This window comes from Pelagovum pacificum, from assembly GCF_016134045.1.
In the GTDB taxonomy this organism is placed as follows: domain Bacteria; phylum Pseudomonadota; class Alphaproteobacteria; order Rhodobacterales; family Rhodobacteraceae; genus Oceanicola; species Oceanicola pacificus_A.
Map to the genome: position 1 here is coordinate 442,377 of NZ_CP065915.1, position 16,682 is coordinate 459,058.

Here is a 16,682-nt window from a genome sequence, read left to right on the forward strand (position 1 = left end):
AGAGGGAACATCCCCGCATGGAAAACTGGGACGAAGTGAGAACCGCCTACCAGGTGGCGCGACTCGGCACTGTCAGCGGTGCGGCCGAAGTGCTCGGCGTGCACCACGCGACGGTCATCCGCCACATCGACGCGCTCGAGGGTCGGCTTGGCGTGAAGCTGTTCCAGAGACATGCGCGCGGCTATACGGCCACCGAGGCGGGACAGGACCTTCTGACGGTCGCCCAGACCACCGACGATCAGTTCACGCAGCTCGCCGGCCGTATCCGGGGGCAGGGCGAGGGCGTCTCGGGCGAGCTCGTTGTCACGTCACTTGCCACTCTGTCGGCCATGATGGCCCCGGTCCTGACCGAGTTCCAGCGCGAGAACCCGGGCCTCACCGTGCGCTACCTGACCGGCAACCGCCTGTTCCGGCTGGAGTACGGCGAGGCGCACGTCGCGATCCGGGCCGGGTCGGCGCCCGAGCAGCCGGACAACGTCGTGCAGCCCTTCATGCCGCACAAGATGCGGATGGTCGCGGCGAAGTCTTACGTGGATCGCAAGGGCCGGCCGGAGACGGTCGCCGATCTGCCCGACCACGAATTCGTCGGCTTCGACCAGCTCGACAGCCGCGCGCCTTTCATGCGCTGGCTTCTGACCCATGTCCCGCAGGACCGAGTCGTCTATCGCACGGAAGAGAACCAGTCGATCGTCGATGCCGTCGTCGCCGGCGCGGGGATCGGGTTCATCTCCGACTGGGATTTCGGGCGGATCGACGGGCTCGTCGAGTTGTTCCCCTCGATGGAGGAATGGCAGTCGCCGCTCTGGCTCGTCACGCATGTCGACCTGCACCGCTCCCCGAAGGTGCAGGCGTTCCTGACCTTCCTCAAGGCCCGCGCGAAGGAGTGGGAAAGCCGCGCATGAGCCCCCGCATCCGGGGCCACCTCGCGATGCTGACCTTTTCGGCAATCGTGGGGGGCAGCTTCGCGCTCGGCACGCGGATCGCCAACGATATCGAACCCGCCGCATTGAACGCGGTGCGGTTTCTGATTGCTTCCGTGATCATCGGTCTCGTCGCGTGGAGCACCACCGGCATCCCGCGCTCCGCCGCGCGGGCGCCGTGGCGCTATCTCCTGCTCGGCGGGCTGTTCGCGATCTACTTCGTGCTCATGTTCGAGGGGCTGAAGACGGCCACTTCCGTCAGTGCCTCGGCGGTCTTCACTCTGACGCCGGTCTTGTCGGCCGGCTTCGGCTGGCTGCTGCTGCGGCAGATCACGACGCCGCGCATGGCGCTCGCGCTCGCGATCGGGGCGGGCGGGGCGCTCTGGGTGATCTTCCGGGGCGACATCTCCGCGTTGCTCGCACTCGAGATCGGGCGGGGTGAGCTGATCTACTTCTGGGGCGTGATCGCCCATGCGCTCTACACCCCGATGGTGCGGAAGCTGAACCGGGGAGAGCCGGCGGTCGTCTTCACCTTCGGCATGATGCTGGCGGGATGCCTTATCCTGACGGCGTGGGGCTGGTCCGACCTGCTGTCGACCGACTGGCTGGTGCTGCCGGCGCGGGTCTGGGTCGCGCTGCTCTATATCGCGATCTTCGCGAGCGCGGCGTCCTTCGTGCTGCTCCAGTACGCGACGCTGCGGCTGCCGTCGGCCAAGGTCATGGCCTACACCTACCTCGCCCCGAGCTGGGTCATCGCATGGGAGCTGGCGCTGGGCGGGAGCACACCGGGCCTGACGACCCTCGCGGGCATCGTCCTGTCCGTTGCCGCGTTGCTACTTCTACTCAAGGATGAAGAGTCGAGGGAACCTGCAAGCACCTGATCCGGTTGCCATACCGACTGCAACGAAAGGAACCGGTATGAACCGCATCATTTACCTCGTCGGACTCATCGTCATCGTCGTCGCCATCGTCAGCTTCGTACTCTGAGGAATTCGCCCCCGGACCAAGGTTCGGGGGCGCTCTCAGCTGTCGGGCGCGGCGTTGAACTCGCGCTCCAGAAAACGTTCCAGAACTTCGATGTCCATCGGCTCGAACTGGCCGAAGGACTGCATCCATACGCTCGCCTGTCGCAGCGCGTCGGGCTGGAGCTTGCACCACGTCACCCGTCCCCGCCGTTCTTGCTGAATGAGGCCAGCGCCAGTGAGCACCCTCAGGTGCTTCGACACGGCCGCCAGCGACATCTCGAACGGCTCGGCCACATCCGTGACGGCCATATCGTCCTCGAGCAACATGGCGAGGATCGCCCGTCGCGTGGGGTCGGCGATCGCCGAGAAGACGGTGTCGAGCGAGGGTGTCATGCGCTGCACAAGGGCATGACCGGATCGAAAGTCAACCGATCAGTTGAATATGCCGCGCGGGGCCGAAGTCGCCCGGCGTCGTCGCGACGCCCTATTTTCTGCATCAACATCAGATAGTTAACGTCAGACCAAGGTCGCTTGACTCGGGCGGCCCCGCACCCTACTCCCCTAGATCGAAATCCGGGGAGTTCCGACACTTGAGTGAACCCGACAACGCTGACCGGCTGAAGGCTCTCGAAGAGCGGATCCGCAAGGCGAAGGGCGAGCCAGAGGTCGCGCACCACTCGGAAAGTCACCACTCGCAGGCGCAGCTTGCATGGCGAATGGTGACGGAGCTTGTCGCCGGTCTCGGGATCGGCTTCGGCATCGGATACGGGCTGGACGTGCTGCTTGGCACCGGGCCCTGGTTGATGGTGCTGTTCATATTCCTGGGCCTCGCGGCTGGCGTCAAAGTCATGCTGCGGTCGGCACAGGAGCTGCAGATACGACAGTTGGCCGACAGGGCCGACGAAGATGGGGATGGGTGACGTGGAGCACGAAGCAGAAGTCGCGCACGGTGAGGAAACCGGTCTGGTCTTCCACCCGCTGGATCAGTTCATCGTCGAGCCGCTGTTCGGCGACGGCCCGATCCACTGGTACACGATCACCAATGTGACGCTGTGGATGGCGATCGCCGTCCTGTGCATCGTGCTGCTCCTCGTCGTCGGCACCCGTGGCCGCAAGATCATCCCGACCCGCACCCAGTCGGTCGCCGAGATGGCCTACGGCTTCATCTACAAGATGGTCGAGGACGTGAGCGGCAAGGACGGGGTCAAGTATTTCCCCTACATCTTCACGCTGTTCCTCTTCATCGTCTTCGCGAACTTCCTTGGGCTCGTGCCGACCTCCTTTACCACGACGTCGCACGTCGCGGTCACCGCGGTCATGGCGCTCGCCGTGTTCTTCGGGGTCACGATCCTTGGCTTCGTGAAGAACGGCGCGCACTTCCTCGACCTGTTCTGGGTCAAGTCCGCGCCGCTGCCGCTGCGCCCGGTTCTGGCCGTGATCGAGCTGATTTCCTACATGGTCCGCCCGGTCAGCCACTCCGTCCGTCTTGCCGGGTCGATCACCGCAGGCCACGCCGTGATGAAGGTGTTCGCCGCCTTCGCCGCGTCGGCCCTGATCGCACCGCTGGCGATCGGCGGCATGGTCGCCATCTACGCACTCGAGCTGCTCGTGGCCTTCATCCAGGCCTACGTCTTCTCGATCCTCACCTGCGTCTACCTGAAAGACGCGCTGCATCCGTCTCACTGAATGTTCGGTGCGCCGGGCTGGCGCACCCTACGGAAACTTCCATCGTAAGGAGAAAAGATCATGGAAGGCGATATCGCAAGCATGGGTCAATACATCGGTGCCGGCATTGCGGGCCTCGGTGCAGGCCTCTCGGCTCTCGGTGTGGGCAACGTTGCCGGCAACTTCCTCGCCGGTGCGCTCCGCAACCCCTCCGCGGCTGCCTCGCAGACCGCCACGCTCTTCATCGGCATCGCGTTCGCCGAAGCGCTCGGGATTTTCTCGTTCCTCGTCGCGCTCCTGCTGATGTTCGCCGCCTAAGCGACCTCTGATACGATCCTTACGGCCGGGCAGGGCGTGCCTTCGGGACGCGCCCGCCCGGATCCAAAGACAGGTTCCAGGGGGACGACATGGCCATACAGACCTACGCCCTTGAGGGCATCCGGCAGGGCTTCTTCCTGAAGCCGCTCCTGGCGCAGGCCGAGGGCGAAGCGGAAGAGGCCGCCGAACATGGCGCCGAGGCCGCTGGCCACGGGGCCGAAGCTGCGCACACCGTGGCGCAGGACGTCGAGGCGGGCATGCCGCAACTCGACTTCTCGACATTCCCGAACCAGATTTTCTGGCTGATCGTCACGCTTCTGGTGATCTACTTCATCCTGTCCCGCGTTGCGCTGCCGCGCATCGGCGCGGTGCTGGCGGAACGCTCGGGCACGATCACGAACGACCTCGCCGCTGCCGAAGAGCTGAAGCTCAAGGCGCAGGAGGCCGAGACCGCCTACGAGAAATCGCTCGCCGACGCGCGGAGCGAGGCGAACCGCATCGCGGAAGAGACCCGCGCATCGATCCAGGAAGAGCTCGACGCCGAGATCGAGAAAGCGGACAAGGAAATCTCTGCCCGGACCGCCGAGAGCGAGAAGGCGATCGCGGAAATCCGCGACGGCGCGATGGAAAGCGTGCGCGAGGTCGCCACCGACACCGCGAAGGCGATCGTCGCGGCCATGGGCACCACCGCGGACGACGCGATGGTCGAAGAGGCCGTCAACAGCCGCGTGAAAGGATGAAGCCGATGAAGAAGCTTCTTACCGCTACAACCGTCGCCACGCTCGCCGCGAGCCCGGCCTTCGCGGCCGGCGACGCGTTCTTCTCGCTGCGCAACACCGACTTCGTGGTGCTGATCGCGTTCATCATCTTCATCGCGATCCTGATCTACTTCAACGTGCCGAGCATGGTGACCAAGATGCTCGACCAGCGTGCCGAAAACATCGGCAAGGAGCTGGACGAGGCGAAGGCCCTTCGCGAAGAAGCGCAAAGCCTGCTGGCCTCCTACGAGCGCAAGCAGAAGGAAGTTCAGGAGCAGGCCGACCGCATCGTCGAGAACGCCCGTGCCGAGGCGACCCGCGCTGCCGATCAGGCGAAAGAGGACATCCGTGCCTCCGTCGCCCGCCGGCTCGCCGCCGCCGAGGACCAGATCGCCAGCGCCCAGGCTTCCGCCGTGAAGGAAGTGCGGGACGAGGCCGTGACGGTCGCCATCGGTGCCGCCCGCGAAGTCATCGCCAAGCAGATGACCGCGAGCGACGCGAACAAGCTCATCGACAAGGGCATCGCGGACGCCGGCAGCAAGCTGCACTGACGCGAACCGCCAGTCACGGATTGACGGCGCGAGGGGAGATCCTTCGCGCCGTTTTTCGTTTCCGGGTCAGGACCGGCCGGCCTCGTGTTCGTATCGCTTGCGGGCGATCTCTTCGTTCCGCTCCGCCTTCTGCTGGTCGCGCAACGCCTGCTCGACGAAGCCGAGGTGGGCCTCCACCGCGCGGCGGGCGCCTTCCGGATCGCGGGCCTGCAACGCGTCGTTGATCGCCCGGTGCTGGTCGAGCAGCTGGTCCCGAGTCGTGCGCTGCCGGAACATGATCGAGCGGTTGTAGAACACGCCTTCCCGCAGCAACTGGTACATCGAGCGCATCATGTGCAGCATGACGACGTTGTGGCTCGCCTCGATGATCGACAGGTGAAAATCCGCGTCGATCCCGGCTTCCTCCGCCGGGTTGCGCTTCTGATGGGCGGCCTCCATCCGGGCGAAGATGCTGCCGATCACCTTGAGGTCGGTGTCAGACCCCAGCTTCGCCGCGCGCTCGGCCGCCAACCCTTCCATGTCGCGCCGGAAGGTAAGGTAGTCGAAGACGGCTTCTTCGTGCGTGCGGAACAGCTTCACCAGCGAGTCCGAAAAGGCGGAGCCGAGCACGTCGGCGACGTAGACGCCGGCCCCCGCCCGGCTGGCGAGCAGGCCGTCGTCCTGCAACTCTGCCAGCGCCTCCCGCAGCGACGGCCGCGAGACGCCGAGCCGCTCCGCCAGGTCGCGCTCCGGGGGGAGCCGCTCACCGGGACGCAGGATGCCGCGCAGGATCAGCAGCTCGATCTGGCGCACGACCCCGCGGGACAGTTTCTCGGCGCTGACTTTCTCGAATGGCATGGTCGTCCCTTTGAAATTGGTCAGAGGATATGACCGCACCCCGGCACCGGCAACCGGCGGAAGGTCATTGATCCGGTCCTCCCGGCTTGGCACCATCCGCGCGAGGTCGCCCGGAGAGTTCCCATGCCGTTGAGCCGATTTATTGCGATGACCCTTGTCGCGTTTGCGCCCGCCACTGTCGCGGCGCAGGACCGCTGCGACCCCGAGGCGATCGTGTCCATGGCCGATGACATTCTCGCGCTGCGCAGCGAGATCGAGGGCGTTTCCGCCCGCCGCGGCGCGACCACGGCCGCCTACCTGAAAATCCGCTACGACGAGATGTCCGACGACGCGGCGCAGGAGATGCTGGCGGAGCTTGAAGCAAGCGACCTCGTCGAGGCACCGATCCTCGCGCAGGCGCTCGCGGTCACGCGGGACGGACCCCGCGACGGCCTGGCCCGGTTCGGGGATCCGATCGAGCTGCTGACGGCGGCGCAGCCGTCGGTGAAGCGGGCGGCGCTCGCCTATGACGACGGGGCCGAGTATTTCGAGATGGTCGCGGAGATCCGCGCCGACCCCGCGCTGAACGAGACCTTCAACAGGACCGACTATTCCGGACTGCGCACCGCGTCGCTGGTCTACGACCTCGACGACGCGCGACGTCAGGCCATCGCCAAGCAGGCGGAGGCGTCGGGCGAACTGGTCACCGCGCTGCACCTCTATGCGTCACTCGCAGACCGCGCACCGTTCGACGACTTCCTCGACCGGCAAGCGGACAACGAGGCGATGGGCGTCTTCGGCACGCCGATGGCGATCCGCACGTCGCTCGTCGATGTCCTGCGCGGGCCCGAGCCGCTGCTTGCCTCCCCAGATGCTTCGGAGGAGGAACAGTCCCGCTACGCGATGGAGCGCGCCGTCATCCGCGCCGCGATGCTGACCCCTGAAGCCAGCTATCTCACCACGCTCTACAACCAGTCGGGAGAGCTCGAGGCGGTGAACGAGGCCGCGACGGCTTACCTCGACGCGCTGGAAGCGGGAGAGATCGACGGAGCCGAGGATGCGTGGCTCACTCAGCTCGACGCCCTGATCGAGGCGCAGAGCTCCGACTGGGCCTACAACCTGCTTCGTGCCTTCCAGTTTCCGCCCGGAGAGATCCGCCATTACGCAGGGTTCGCGTCCGACACGCTGGACTACGCCCGCGCCGCGCGTCAGGCGACCGCGCCGCTGTCGGGCGAGGAAGTGCAGGCCCCCGATTTGCTGTCCGAAACCGAACAATGGTCCGACTGGCTCACCGCGGTCGGCATCGCGTTCGAGCGGTCCGAGCCTGCGGATCAGGACGAAGGCCGCCGCGTCGTCGAACTGCTGTTCGACAGCGGACAGGTGACCGAAGCGATGGATTACGCGGAAGCCCACCTAGACCCGGAGACGCGCTGGCCGGTCCTGCGCGACCTGCTGGTGCGCTACGACCTGCAGTGTGACGGCCATACGGCCTATCCGGGCGGGTCACTTCTGACGGGGGGGCGTGTGCTCTACCGGTTCTGACCGGCAGGGCGGGGGTGGAGAAGGCCCGGGGCGGGCCCTCTCCCATCGTCAAGTCAGCTTGCCGGCGGGTTGATGATGATCTCGACCCGGCGGTTCTGGGCGCGGCCCTCTTCCGTCAGGTTGGTCGCGATCGGCTCATCCTCGCCACGGCCCACGGTGTTGATCCGGCCCGGCGCGACGCCATTGGTGACGAGCGACGCGGTCACCGCCTGCGCACGGTTGCGGGACAGGTTCTGGTTGTAGGCCGCTTCGCCGGTGTTGTCGGTGTGACCGATCACCGTGACCGATGTGGACGGATACTGGTTCAGGTTCCGCGCCAGCGCGGCGAGGTCGGATTGCAGCGCACCGCTCAGCGTGGCGCTGTCTGTGGCGAACAGGATGTCCTGCGGAAGGGTCACGACGAGGTTGCTGCCGGTGTTCTCGACGCCCACGTTTCCGCCGAGCTGCTGGCGCAGTTCCGCTTCCTGCCGGTCGAGCGAATAGCCCACACCGGCCCCGATCGCGCCGCCGACCAGCGCACCGGTCGCGATGGCACGGTTGCGGTCCGCGGGATCGTCACCGGCAGTCGCGGCGCCGATCAGCGCACCGAGCGCCGCACCACCGGCGGCGCCGGTCTGCGTGTTGCGGTTGGGGTTATTCTCGTCGCGCATGTCCGAGCAGGCGGTCACTGCCATCAGCGCAACAAGGCTGAGCGCGACGGGGGTACGGTTGATATTCATTGAAATGGCTTCCTGTCCTTGAACGGGCTCTGCTGCCCCTGCGGCGTTCATATCCACTGGTTCCCGCTGATATCCAATATCAGCCGGCCTCTTGGCAAAACTCCGCCAATCGCCGTCAGGTTCCGTGTCGTCACAGTCCGGTACGGGCGCTTTCCCAGGCGAGGATGGCACGCTTGACCGGCGCACCCCAGTGGTATTCGCCAAGTTCGCCCGATTTCCGCAGCACCCGGTGGCAGGGGATCAGGAAGCTGACCGGATTGCGCCCGACGGCGGTACCCACGGCACGAACGGCCTTGGGGTTGCCGACGGCGTGGGCGAGCTCTGAATAGGTCGTGACGTGACCGGAAGGGATCCGCAGCAGCGCTTCCCAGACCTTGATCTGCAAGGGCCGACCCGACAGCAGGATCGGCACTTCGCCCGCGCCGATTCCGAACGCCGTCTCGGCCCACGCGCGAAGTGCAGTGGGATCCTCGACATAGGTCGCGTCGGGCCAGCGGGCGACGAGGTCGGCCATCGCTGGCTCCGGCCCGGTCTCGGCGGCGAAGGCGATGCCGCAGATCCCGCGGTCCGTGCCCATGACGAGCGCCGGGCCGAACGGGCTTTCGAACCAGCCCCAGCGGATCGTCAGCCCCTCCGCGCCGCGCGCATAGTCGCCGGGACTCATGGCTTCCCACCGGATGAACAGGTCATGAAGCCGCCCGCTGCCCGACAGCCCGACCGAAGCCGAGGTCTCCAGCGTCGAGAACCGCTCCTTCAGCAACGTTCGCGCATGGCCGAGCGCGAGATACTGCTGGTAGCGCTTGGGCGAGACACCGACCCATTGCGAGAAGATGCGCTGGAAGTGCGCCGGGCTCATCTTCATCGCATCCGACAAGCGGTCGAGCGACATCGGCTCTGGCGCTTCGTTGATCAGCTCGATCGCGCGGGCGATCACGTGGTAGTGGTATCGGTCGGACTGTTCCATGCCGCAAACATAGGCGCCGCCCCACGGTCGAGCGACCCGTATCCTGCGCCTTTGCGCCACGACGCTTGCGGCCCCGCCTGCCTGCGGTCATACCCGGAACCCGATGGCCAAGCAGCTCGACTACCTCACCCTTCGCGAGATCTTCGCGCGCTTCCACGATGCGGAGCCCGAACCCAAGGGTGAGCTCGAGCACGTCAACGCCTTCACGCTGGTGGTTGCTGTCGCGCTCTCCGCGCAGGCGACGGACGCGGGCGTGAACAAGGCGACGAAAGAGCTCTTCAAGGTGGCGGACACGCCGCAGAAGATGCTCGATCTTGGCGAAGAGGGTCTGACCGAGCACATCAAGACGATCGGCCTGTTCCGCCAGAAGGCGAAGAACGTGATGAAGCTGTCGCGCATCCTCGTCGAGACCTATGGCGGCGAAGTGCCGAATTCTCGCGCGGCGCTCGTGTCGCTGCCGGGGGTGGGGCGCAAGACGGCGAATGTCGTTCTGAACATGTGGTGGCATCACCCCGCGCAGGCGGTCGACACTCACATCTTCCGCGTCGGCAACCGCACCGGCATCGCGCCCGGCAAGGATGTCGAGGCCGTGGAGCGTGCGATCGAGGACCACGTCCCCGCCGACTACCAGCTGCATGCCCATCACTGGCTGATCCTGCACGGCCGCTACATCTGCGTCGCCCGCAAGCCGAAGTGCGGCGCCTGCATCATCCGCGAATTCTGTCAATACGAGGACAAGACCGCATGAAGAAGTTCAAGGTTGTCGGCATCGGCAACGCCATTGTCGACGTGCTTTGCCAAACCCCGGACGGCACGCTCTCCGAGCTCGGCATCGAGAAGGGCATCATGCAGCTGATCGAGCGCGACCGCGCGGAATCCCTCTACGGAGAGATGGCCGAGCGGGTTCAGGCGCCGGGCGGCTCGGTCGCCAACACGATGGCCGGCCTCGGTGCGCTCGGCCTCAAGACCGGTTTCATCGGGCGCGTCCGCGACGATGCGCTCGGCAGGTTCTACGCCGAATCCTTCACCTCGCAGGGGTCGGAGTTCGTGAACGCCCCGGTCCCGGAAGGTGAATTGCCGACCTCGCGCTGCATGATCTTCGTCACGCCCGACGGCGAGCGGTCGATGAACACCTACCTCGGCATCAGCTCCGAAGTCGGGCCGGACGACGTGTCCGACGACGTGGCGGGCGAAGCCGAGATCCTGTTCCTCGAGGGCTATCTTTACGACAAGCCGAAGGGGAAAGAGGCTTTCGACCGTGCCGCCAAGGTCTGCCGTGATGCTGGTGGCCGCGCCGGCATCTCGCTGTCCGATCCGTTCTGCTGTGACCGTCACCGCCCGGACTTCCAGCGCCTCGTGACGCAGCTCGACTACGTGATCGGCAACGAGCACGAGTGGGAAGCGCTGTACGACACCAACCTCGACAGCGCGCTCGACCGCGCGGCGAAGGAATGTCGCCTGGTGGTCTGCACCCGGTCCGGCAAGGATGTGGTGCTGATCCGCGGCGAGGAGCGTGTGACCGTCCCGGTCGAGCGCATCACGCCGGTCGATGCGACCGGCGCGGGCGACCAGTTCGCCGCCGGCTTCCTCTACGGTCTGTCGATGGATCTGCCGCTCGAGACCTGCGGCCGGATGGGCGTCATCGCCGGGCGCGAAGTCATCGGCCACATGGGGCCGCGTCCGGAACAGGACGTCATGGCACTCTTCAACGAGGCCGGTCTGGTCTAGCGCCGGCCCGCCCGTCTTCGGGCGTCAAATATTCCGGGGGAGTCGCCGCAGGCGACGGGGGCAGAGCCCCCCGACCGGCCCGGCCGTCAGGCCGGGCACGACCTGCGCGGCGTAGCCGCACCGCGAGGTCAGCGCGGTTACTCGCCCAGCTTCGCGTGCACTTCGGCCAGGTCGACCTCGCCCGTGGGCATCTTGTTCCCAGGGTTCTCGAAGTCGTATTTGAAGAGATTGAAGTCTTTCTTGTAGATCTCGTAGACGAGATGCATCGACAGGTCGTCGAAATAATCCTCGACCGGGTGGGCGCGCTTCGGCCCGTGTCCCTCGCTCTCGTTGAAGCGGGGAATGGTCGTGAGATCGACCGAATGCGCCGTGTCGATATTGTCGAGCACCGTCTGCATCCCGTCGTTGAACGCTTCCGTCCAGAAGATGTGGTCGTAGGTCCCGCCGTTCACGATGAAGGTCGAGATATGTCCCGACATCGCGGACCAGTGGATGTCCGGCTCCATCGGGCGGCGCCAGCGGATGGTGTCGCGGGCGAACAGCAGGAAGCGGCGGAAGCTCTTGATCTGGTCGAACTCGAAGCCGTTCTCGGGATCCCCGACCTCGATCCCGTATTTCTGGATCAGGAGCGGCACGAGGTTGCCGCGGTAGCGCTTGCCGTTGCGCTGGATGCCGCAGATCTTGTCGAAGAAGGACGACAGGATCCGAGTGTAGGGATTGCGCACGCAGGTGAAGGCGTAGCTTTTGTGGTTCTTGACGTTCGCGGTGATGACCGGCTGGCTGTCGTCCATCGACCACTTGTGCATTCCCGCCTGCGCATCGTGGATGTCGCCGTCGAAGAATTCACCATGGTCGGAATAGTACATGATCTGCCCGATCGTCGAGCAGGCACACTTCGGCACCACCCGATAGACCACGCTTTCGCTTTCCGTCATCCAGGTTCCGGGGAAACCCATACGCCCTTGCCTCCAGCTTGATGCCCGGGGCATTCTGTCTGCCGCAAGCGCAGGACCCCTTTGACATAGATTCGCAAACAAACCCTGTTTATTCAACGCCTCTTCACGTTATTAGGGTGAGAGGGGGGCAATGGTGAGGCGAACGGGCATCCGGACATGGCGAACATTGCCTTCATATTGCTCTGCCACAAGAATCCCGAAGGTGTCATCCAGCAGGCGCGCCAGCTGACGGCGGTCGGCGACTACATCTCGATCCACTTCGACGCCAGCGCCCCGAAAGAGGCGTTCAACCGGATCAAGTCCGGTCTCGCCGACAATCCCAACGTCACCTTCGCCCGCAAGCGCATCAAGTGCGGCTGGGGGGAGTGGAGCCTCGTCCAGGCCACGCTCTACGCACTCGAAGCGGCGGAGAAGGCGTTTCCGCGGGCCACCCATTTCTACATGGTTTCGGGCGACTGCATGGCGACGAAGTCGGCGGCCTACGCCCACAGGTTCCTCGACGACAACGACGTCGACTTCATCGAGAGCTTCGATTTCTTTGAATCCGACTGGATCAAGACCGGCATCAAGGAAGAGCGGCTGATCTATCGCCACTACTTCAACGAGCGGACGCAGAAGTGGCTGTTCTACCAGTCCTTCTGGATGCAACGCCGGCTCGGCCTGAAGCGGGAGGTCCCCGCCGACATCCAGGTGATGATCGGCAGCCAATGGTGGTGCCTGCGCCGCCGCACGGTGGAGTGGATCCTCGACTTCACCCGGCAGCGGCGCGACGTGATGCGCTTCTTCGCCACGACCTGGATTCCGGACGAGACATTCTTCCAGACGCTGGTCCGTCACCTCATCCCGGAGGAGGAGATCCGCACCCGCACGCTGACCTTCCTGATGTTCAGCGATTACGGGATGCCGGTCACCTTCTACAACGACCATTACGACCTGCTGCTCAGCCAGGATTCCCTGTTCGCGCGCAAGATCAGTCCCGAAGCGCGGGACCTGCGCCAGCGGCTCGGCCAGCTTTACGCGTCCGACCGCGAGGACTTCCAGATCTCGAACGAGGGCAACCAGCTCTTCAAGTTCCTCACCGGGCGTGGCCGGATCGGCCGCCGCTTCGCCCCCCGCTTCTGGGAGACCGAGACCTCGCTCGGCCGCGACAAGGAACTGCTGATCGTCGCCTGCAAGAAGTGGCACGTCGCCAAGCGGTTGCTCGGCTCGATCAAGCACCACACCAACATTCCCGCGATCGAATACCTGTTCAACGAGGCCGATACCTGGTTGCCCGACCTCGGCGGCATCCAGGCGTCGCTCGGGAAGCGGACACGCCACCGCCGGGCGCTGATGCGGATGCTGTTCGACTACTTCGATACCGACCGGCTGATCATCTGTCTCGATACCGCGTCGATCGACCTGATGAACGACTTCTACTCGGACCGTGCCTCGACCCGGCTGCTCGAGATCGAGTGCGAGTTCTCGGACGAGTACCTCGTCGGCCACGCCAAGCGGGTTGGCCTCGCCGGGGCCGAAAGCAGCCAGGAGACGATCGACCGGCTGTTGCCGACGATCCGCTACGATGTCACCTATGAGCGCGAGCGTATCCGCGACGCCAACTATCCGAACCACTGGCGCATCCGCGAGCGCGCCCCGACCGAACAGAACGTGGAGCCGATTGCCAACTTCCTCACCGTGGGTGAAGAAACGGCGCGAGGGATCGCCAACACCGCGCACCTGTTCGTGGACTGAAAGGCAAGAGATGAACTTCGATTACGATCCAGAGAATATCTTCGCCAAGATCCTGAACGGCGACATTCCCTGCGAGAAGGTTCTGGAAAGCGCGCACTCGCTGGCGTTCCGGGACATCCGCCCGCAAGCGCCGACGCATGTGCTGGTGATCCCGAAGGGCCCCTACATGTCCGCCGACCACTTCTGCCAGTGGGCGTCCGAAGCGGAGATCGTCGACTTCATGCGCACCGTCGGCAAGATCTGCGAGGCCGAGGGGGTCGAGGACGGCTTCCGCCTGATCGCCAACGCGCGGGACCATGGCGTGCAGGAGGTCCCGCACTTCCATGTCCATATCCTCGCCGGTCGGCCGCTCGGCCGGATGCTCGACCCGGCCTGACCGTCAGCCCTTGCGGAGCGCCGGCGCGACTTTCGTGCCGAGCGTCTCGATCGCCTTCAGCATCTCTGCGTGGTCGATGATCCCGATCGCCATCTGGATCGTCACCCGGTCGAAGCCGAGGTCGTCCTTCAGGCCGAGTATCTTGTCGACGAGCTGCGACGGGTCGCCGACGAACATCGCGCCCTCGCGCGACATCGATTCATCGAACTGCGCCCGACTTTGCGGGCCCCAGCCACGCTCGCGGCCGATCTGGTCCATCACCTGCTTCTGGGCGGGGAAGAAGATGTCCGCCGCCTGCCTGGCGTCCTCGTGGACGAAGCCGTGGACGTTGAGCGAGACGCGCGGCGCGTGCTTGGGCTCCGACTGGGCGAAAGCCTGGCGGTAGAGGTCTGCCAGCGGCGCGAACCGGCGAGGCTGCCCGCCGATGATCGCCAGCGCCAGCGGCGCGCCGAGCGCGCCGGCCCGGATCATCGAGTTCGGCGTCCCACCCGCGGCGATCCAGATCGGCAATTGGCCGTTCACCGGACGCGGATAGACGCCCAGACCCTCTACCGCCTGGGTGTGTGTCGTGCCCGGCCAGCTCAGCTTCTCGCGCTCGTTGATCTGCATGAGCATCGCCAGCTTTTCCTCGAACAGCTCGTTGTAGTCGTCGAGGGCGTATCCGAAGAGCGGAAAGCTCTCGATGAAGCTGCCGCGGCCCACCATCAGCTCGGCGCGACCGTCGGTCAGGTTGTCGAGAGTCGCGTACTGCTGGAACACGCGGACAGGGTCGTCCGAGCTCAAAACCGACACGGCGGAGCTCAGCCGGATGGACTTCGTCGTTCGTGCGGCACCGGCCAGCGCCATCGCGGGTGAGCTGATGGCGTAGTTCGGGCGGTGGTGTTCACCGAGGCCGAAGATGTCGAGCCCGACCTGATCGGCCAGCTCGATCTCTTCCATCAGATTGGTGAACCGCTGATGCGCGTCGACCGTCTTGCCCGTAACCGGGTCCGTGCCGACATCGCCGAATGTGTAGAGTCCGACTTCCATGTTCGCCTCCTGTGCTGAGGCCGACATAATCGGCACGGCGCGCTCTTGTCAGTTGCGCTGCCGCACATCGTCCCTGCGGATGTCAGGGAAGCGGGAGGATGAAGGTCTCGTCCGCCCAGCCATCCACGTTGCAGCTCGCGCGGATCACGACCTCCGTCATGTCCTCGGGAATCGCGACGCCCGACAGGGATCGGGTGAACGGCTGCTCGTTGACATGCGGGTGGAGAAGCTCCCGCGTGCCGAGCACCTCGCCGTCCGGGGTCTCGACCCGCCAGGCGTCGGCGTAGTGCTCCTCTCCCGTGTCGGGGTGGGTGAGCGTGACGTCGAAGGTCCAGCTGCCATCCGCGAGCGACGCTTCGACCGGTCCGATATCGGGGGCGTCGGCGATGGCGGGGGAGGCGAGCAGGGCGAGAGCGATGATCCGTTTCATGCGCATGGAGATAGCGTCAGAACCGGCGCGATCCACTCAACGCATGAGGATGTCGCGCGGGATCGAGGCGAACTCCCGGCTCCAGACGACCCACAGTGTCACGCATGTGGCGATGATCAGCGGGATCGGCCCGAGGATCCACGCCAGGCTGCCGAGCGCGAAATACATCGCACGAAGCCCCCGGTTGAAGTTCACGGCGGCCCGGATGTTCAGCTCTCCCGCGCGACGGGCGCGGTCCATCGCATCCTCGCCGACCTCGTGGTCTTCGCCGAGGTTCGCCACGGACGCCATCACGACGGCGCAATACCCGAACACCCGGTTCGCCCAGACGAAGCGCAGGAAGGCGGCGGTGAGGAACAGCACCACCACCAGCAGCTTGATCTGCCAGAAGAACTGCGACCGATGTTCGGCCGTCAGTTCTTCGGCGATACCGGTCAGCGGATCGGTGTTGCCGACCAGCGCCAGCACGCCGCCGATGGCGAGGATGCAGGTCGAGGCGAAGAAGCTCGTCCCCTGCCGCAGCGTGGCGAGGATCTGACTGTCGAAGATCCGCACGTCCCGTGCGGCGAAGGCGACCAGCCAGTCGCGCCGGTACTGCGCCATCAGCTTGGTCACCGAGACCCGGCGCTTCGGCGGATGTTCGATGTGCCAGCCGATCAGCATGGCCGAGACGAAGAGGAAGGCGAGCGCCCCGAGGTCCCAGACGGAGAGGAGGGAGAGGACCTCGCCCCAGCTCATCAGAACGGCCGGAAGACCACGGCCCAGAGGATGCCGATCACGGCAAGGACCGAGAGTTCGTTGAAGATGCGCAGGTACGTGTCGGACTCCCCGAACTTCCCGCGCCGGGCGCGCAGGACCAGCCGCCCGGTCCAGACATAATGGGCGACCAGCAGCGCCACGAGCGCGACCTTCAGGTACAGCCATCCCGGCCAGCCGATCCAGAAGCCGAGCGCCGTGCCGGTGATGATCGCGATCACGCCGAGACCGGCGGAGAACCGGTAGAGACGGATGGTCAGGTCGCCGGTCGGCCCGAACTCGCCCAAACGTGCATATTCACGCTTCCAGTAGATCAGCGCGCGCGGCACCGCGAAGATACCCGTCATCCAGCCGAGGACGCAGAGCAGGTGTATGACCTTGATCCAGTTCATGGGGTCCAGTCTGTGCCCTTTGACGGACGCGGCGACAAGACGGATGATGCGGCAGGCGCAAGA

At 65.4% G+C, this 16,682-nt stretch carries 21 protein-coding genes; 12 read left to right on the plus strand and 9 right to left on the minus strand.

Annotated features, from left to right (window positions below):
* The first annotated feature begins 17 nt into the window (after positions 1-17).
* A complete protein-coding gene (locus tag I8N54_RS02365; protein ID WP_140194109.1) occupies positions 18-902 on the plus strand; it encodes a LysR family transcriptional regulator in 885 nt (294 codons plus the stop codon).
* Positions 899-1,801: a DMT family transporter gene (locus I8N54_RS02370; protein WP_140194108.1), complete on the plus strand. Its 903-nt coding sequence runs from the start codon at positions 899-901 to the stop codon at positions 1,799-1,801. The genes I8N54_RS02365 and I8N54_RS02370 overlap by 4 nt, the downstream gene beginning before the upstream one ends.
* Positions 1,802-1,942: 141 nt before the next feature.
* Here I8N54_RS02370 and I8N54_RS02375 read toward each other — a convergent pair whose 3' ends face one another.
* Entirely contained in the window at positions 1,943-2,278 is a 336-nt protein-coding gene (locus I8N54_RS02375) for an ArsR/SmtB family transcription factor (RefSeq protein WP_140194107.1), read from the minus strand.
* 197 nt (positions 2,279-2,475) lie between these two features.
* Here I8N54_RS02375 and I8N54_RS02380 point away from each other — a divergent pair, with 197 nt between their 5' ends.
* The 5 genes from I8N54_RS02380 to I8N54_RS02400 all read left to right on the plus strand — a co-directional run bounded on the left by I8N54_RS02380 (position 2,476) and on the right by I8N54_RS02400 (position 5,177).
* Complete coding sequence (locus I8N54_RS02380) at positions 2,476-2,805, plus strand: AtpZ/AtpI family protein (protein WP_140194106.1); 330 nt, start codon at positions 2,476-2,478, stop codon at positions 2,803-2,805.
* A 1-nt stretch (position 2,806) separates the two neighbouring features.
* Positions 2,807-3,571, plus strand: coding sequence for a F0F1 ATP synthase subunit A (locus I8N54_RS02385; protein WP_232790422.1), 765 nt, complete (start codon positions 2,807-2,809; stop codon positions 3,569-3,571).
* 60 nt (positions 3,572-3,631) lie between these two features.
* On the plus strand, positions 3,632-3,868 hold the full coding sequence (locus I8N54_RS02390; RefSeq protein ID WP_140194104.1) for a F0F1 ATP synthase subunit C: 237 nt from the start codon (positions 3,632-3,634) through the stop codon (positions 3,866-3,868).
* Positions 3,869-3,957: 89 nt separating this feature from the next.
* A complete protein-coding gene (locus I8N54_RS02395; protein WP_140194103.1) occupies positions 3,958-4,608 on the plus strand; it encodes a F0F1 ATP synthase subunit B' in 651 nt (216 codons plus the stop codon).
* 5 nt (positions 4,609-4,613) lie between these two features.
* Positions 4,614-5,177 carry a F0F1 ATP synthase subunit B gene (locus I8N54_RS02400; protein ID WP_140194102.1) on the plus strand — a complete coding sequence of 188 codons (564 nt, stop codon included), beginning with the start codon at positions 4,614-4,616 and terminating at the stop codon, positions 5,175-5,177.
* Between the two features lie 66 nt (positions 5,178-5,243).
* Here I8N54_RS02400 and I8N54_RS02405 read toward each other — a convergent pair whose 3' ends face one another.
* On the minus strand, positions 5,244-6,014 hold the full coding sequence (locus I8N54_RS02405) for a FadR/GntR family transcriptional regulator (RefSeq protein ID WP_140194101.1): 771 nt from the start codon (positions 6,012-6,014) through the stop codon (positions 5,244-5,246).
* A gap of 147 nt (positions 6,015-6,161) precedes the next feature.
* Here I8N54_RS02405 and I8N54_RS02410 point away from each other — a divergent pair, with 147 nt between their 5' ends.
* Entirely contained in the window at positions 6,162-7,535 is a 1,374-nt protein-coding gene (locus I8N54_RS02410; RefSeq protein WP_140194100.1) for a hypothetical protein, read from the plus strand.
* Between the two features lie 53 nt (positions 7,536-7,588).
* On the opposite strand, the gene I8N54_RS02415 is transcribed toward I8N54_RS02410, so the two are convergent.
* Entirely contained in the window at positions 7,589-8,254 is a 666-nt protein-coding gene (locus I8N54_RS02415) for an OmpA family protein (RefSeq protein WP_140194099.1), read from the minus strand.
* 130 nt (positions 8,255-8,384) lie between these two features.
* Complete coding sequence (locus tag I8N54_RS02420) at positions 8,385-9,218, minus strand: methylated-DNA--[protein]-cysteine S-methyltransferase (protein ID WP_140194098.1); 834 nt, start codon at positions 9,216-9,218, stop codon at positions 8,385-8,387.
* 103 nt (positions 9,219-9,321) lie between these two features.
* On the opposite strand from I8N54_RS02420, the gene nth reads away from it, so the two are divergent.
* Together nth and I8N54_RS02430 are read left to right on the plus strand one after the other, a co-directional pair.
* Positions 9,322-9,966 (plus strand): endonuclease III, encoded by a 645-nt coding sequence (gene nth / locus I8N54_RS02425; protein WP_140194097.1) that lies wholly within the window; start codon positions 9,322-9,324, stop codon positions 9,964-9,966.
* The gene (locus tag I8N54_RS02430) at positions 9,963-10,946 is read left to right on the plus strand and encodes an adenosine kinase (protein ID WP_140194096.1); all 984 of its coding nucleotides are present in this window, start codon (positions 9,963-9,965) and stop codon (positions 10,944-10,946) included. The genes nth and I8N54_RS02430 overlap by 4 nt, the downstream gene beginning before the upstream one ends.
* Positions 10,947-11,083: 137 nt before the next feature.
* On the opposite strand, the gene I8N54_RS02435 is transcribed toward I8N54_RS02430, so the two are convergent.
* Complete coding sequence (locus tag I8N54_RS02435; RefSeq protein ID WP_140194095.1) at positions 11,084-11,902, minus strand: sulfotransferase family protein; 819 nt, start codon at positions 11,900-11,902, stop codon at positions 11,084-11,086.
* A 156-nt stretch (positions 11,903-12,058) separates the two neighbouring features.
* Between I8N54_RS02435 and I8N54_RS02440 the strand changes: the two genes are divergently transcribed.
* Positions 12,059-13,636 (plus strand): DUF5928 domain-containing protein, encoded by a 1,578-nt coding sequence (locus tag I8N54_RS02440; protein WP_140194094.1) that lies wholly within the window; start codon positions 12,059-12,061, stop codon positions 13,634-13,636.
* 10 nt (positions 13,637-13,646) lie between these two features.
* Positions 13,647-14,012 carry an HIT domain-containing protein gene (locus tag I8N54_RS02445; RefSeq protein ID WP_140194093.1) on the plus strand — a complete coding sequence of 122 codons (366 nt, stop codon included), beginning with the start codon at positions 13,647-13,649 and terminating at the stop codon, positions 14,010-14,012.
* Between the two features lie 3 nt (positions 14,013-14,015).
* Here I8N54_RS02445 and I8N54_RS02450 read toward each other — a convergent pair whose 3' ends face one another.
* From I8N54_RS02450 to I8N54_RS02465, 4 genes are all read right to left on the minus strand, one after another.
* Positions 14,016-15,041: an Atu2307/SP_0267 family LLM class monooxygenase gene (locus tag I8N54_RS02450; RefSeq protein WP_140194092.1), complete on the minus strand. Its 1,026-nt coding sequence runs from the start codon at positions 15,039-15,041 to the stop codon at positions 14,016-14,018.
* A gap of 82 nt (positions 15,042-15,123) precedes the next feature.
* Complete coding sequence (locus I8N54_RS02455) at positions 15,124-15,477, minus strand: hypothetical protein (protein ID WP_408635338.1); 354 nt, start codon at positions 15,475-15,477, stop codon at positions 15,124-15,126.
* Between the two features lie 30 nt (positions 15,478-15,507).
* Positions 15,508-16,209 (minus strand): DUF599 domain-containing protein, encoded by a 702-nt coding sequence (locus tag I8N54_RS02460; protein ID WP_140194090.1) that lies wholly within the window; start codon positions 16,207-16,209, stop codon positions 15,508-15,510.
* Entirely contained in the window at positions 16,209-16,619 is a 411-nt protein-coding gene (locus I8N54_RS02465) for a CopD family protein (RefSeq protein WP_140194089.1), read from the minus strand. Before I8N54_RS02465 ends, I8N54_RS02460 begins: the two co-directional genes overlap by 1 nt.
* Positions 16,620-16,682 lie beyond the last annotated feature (63 nt).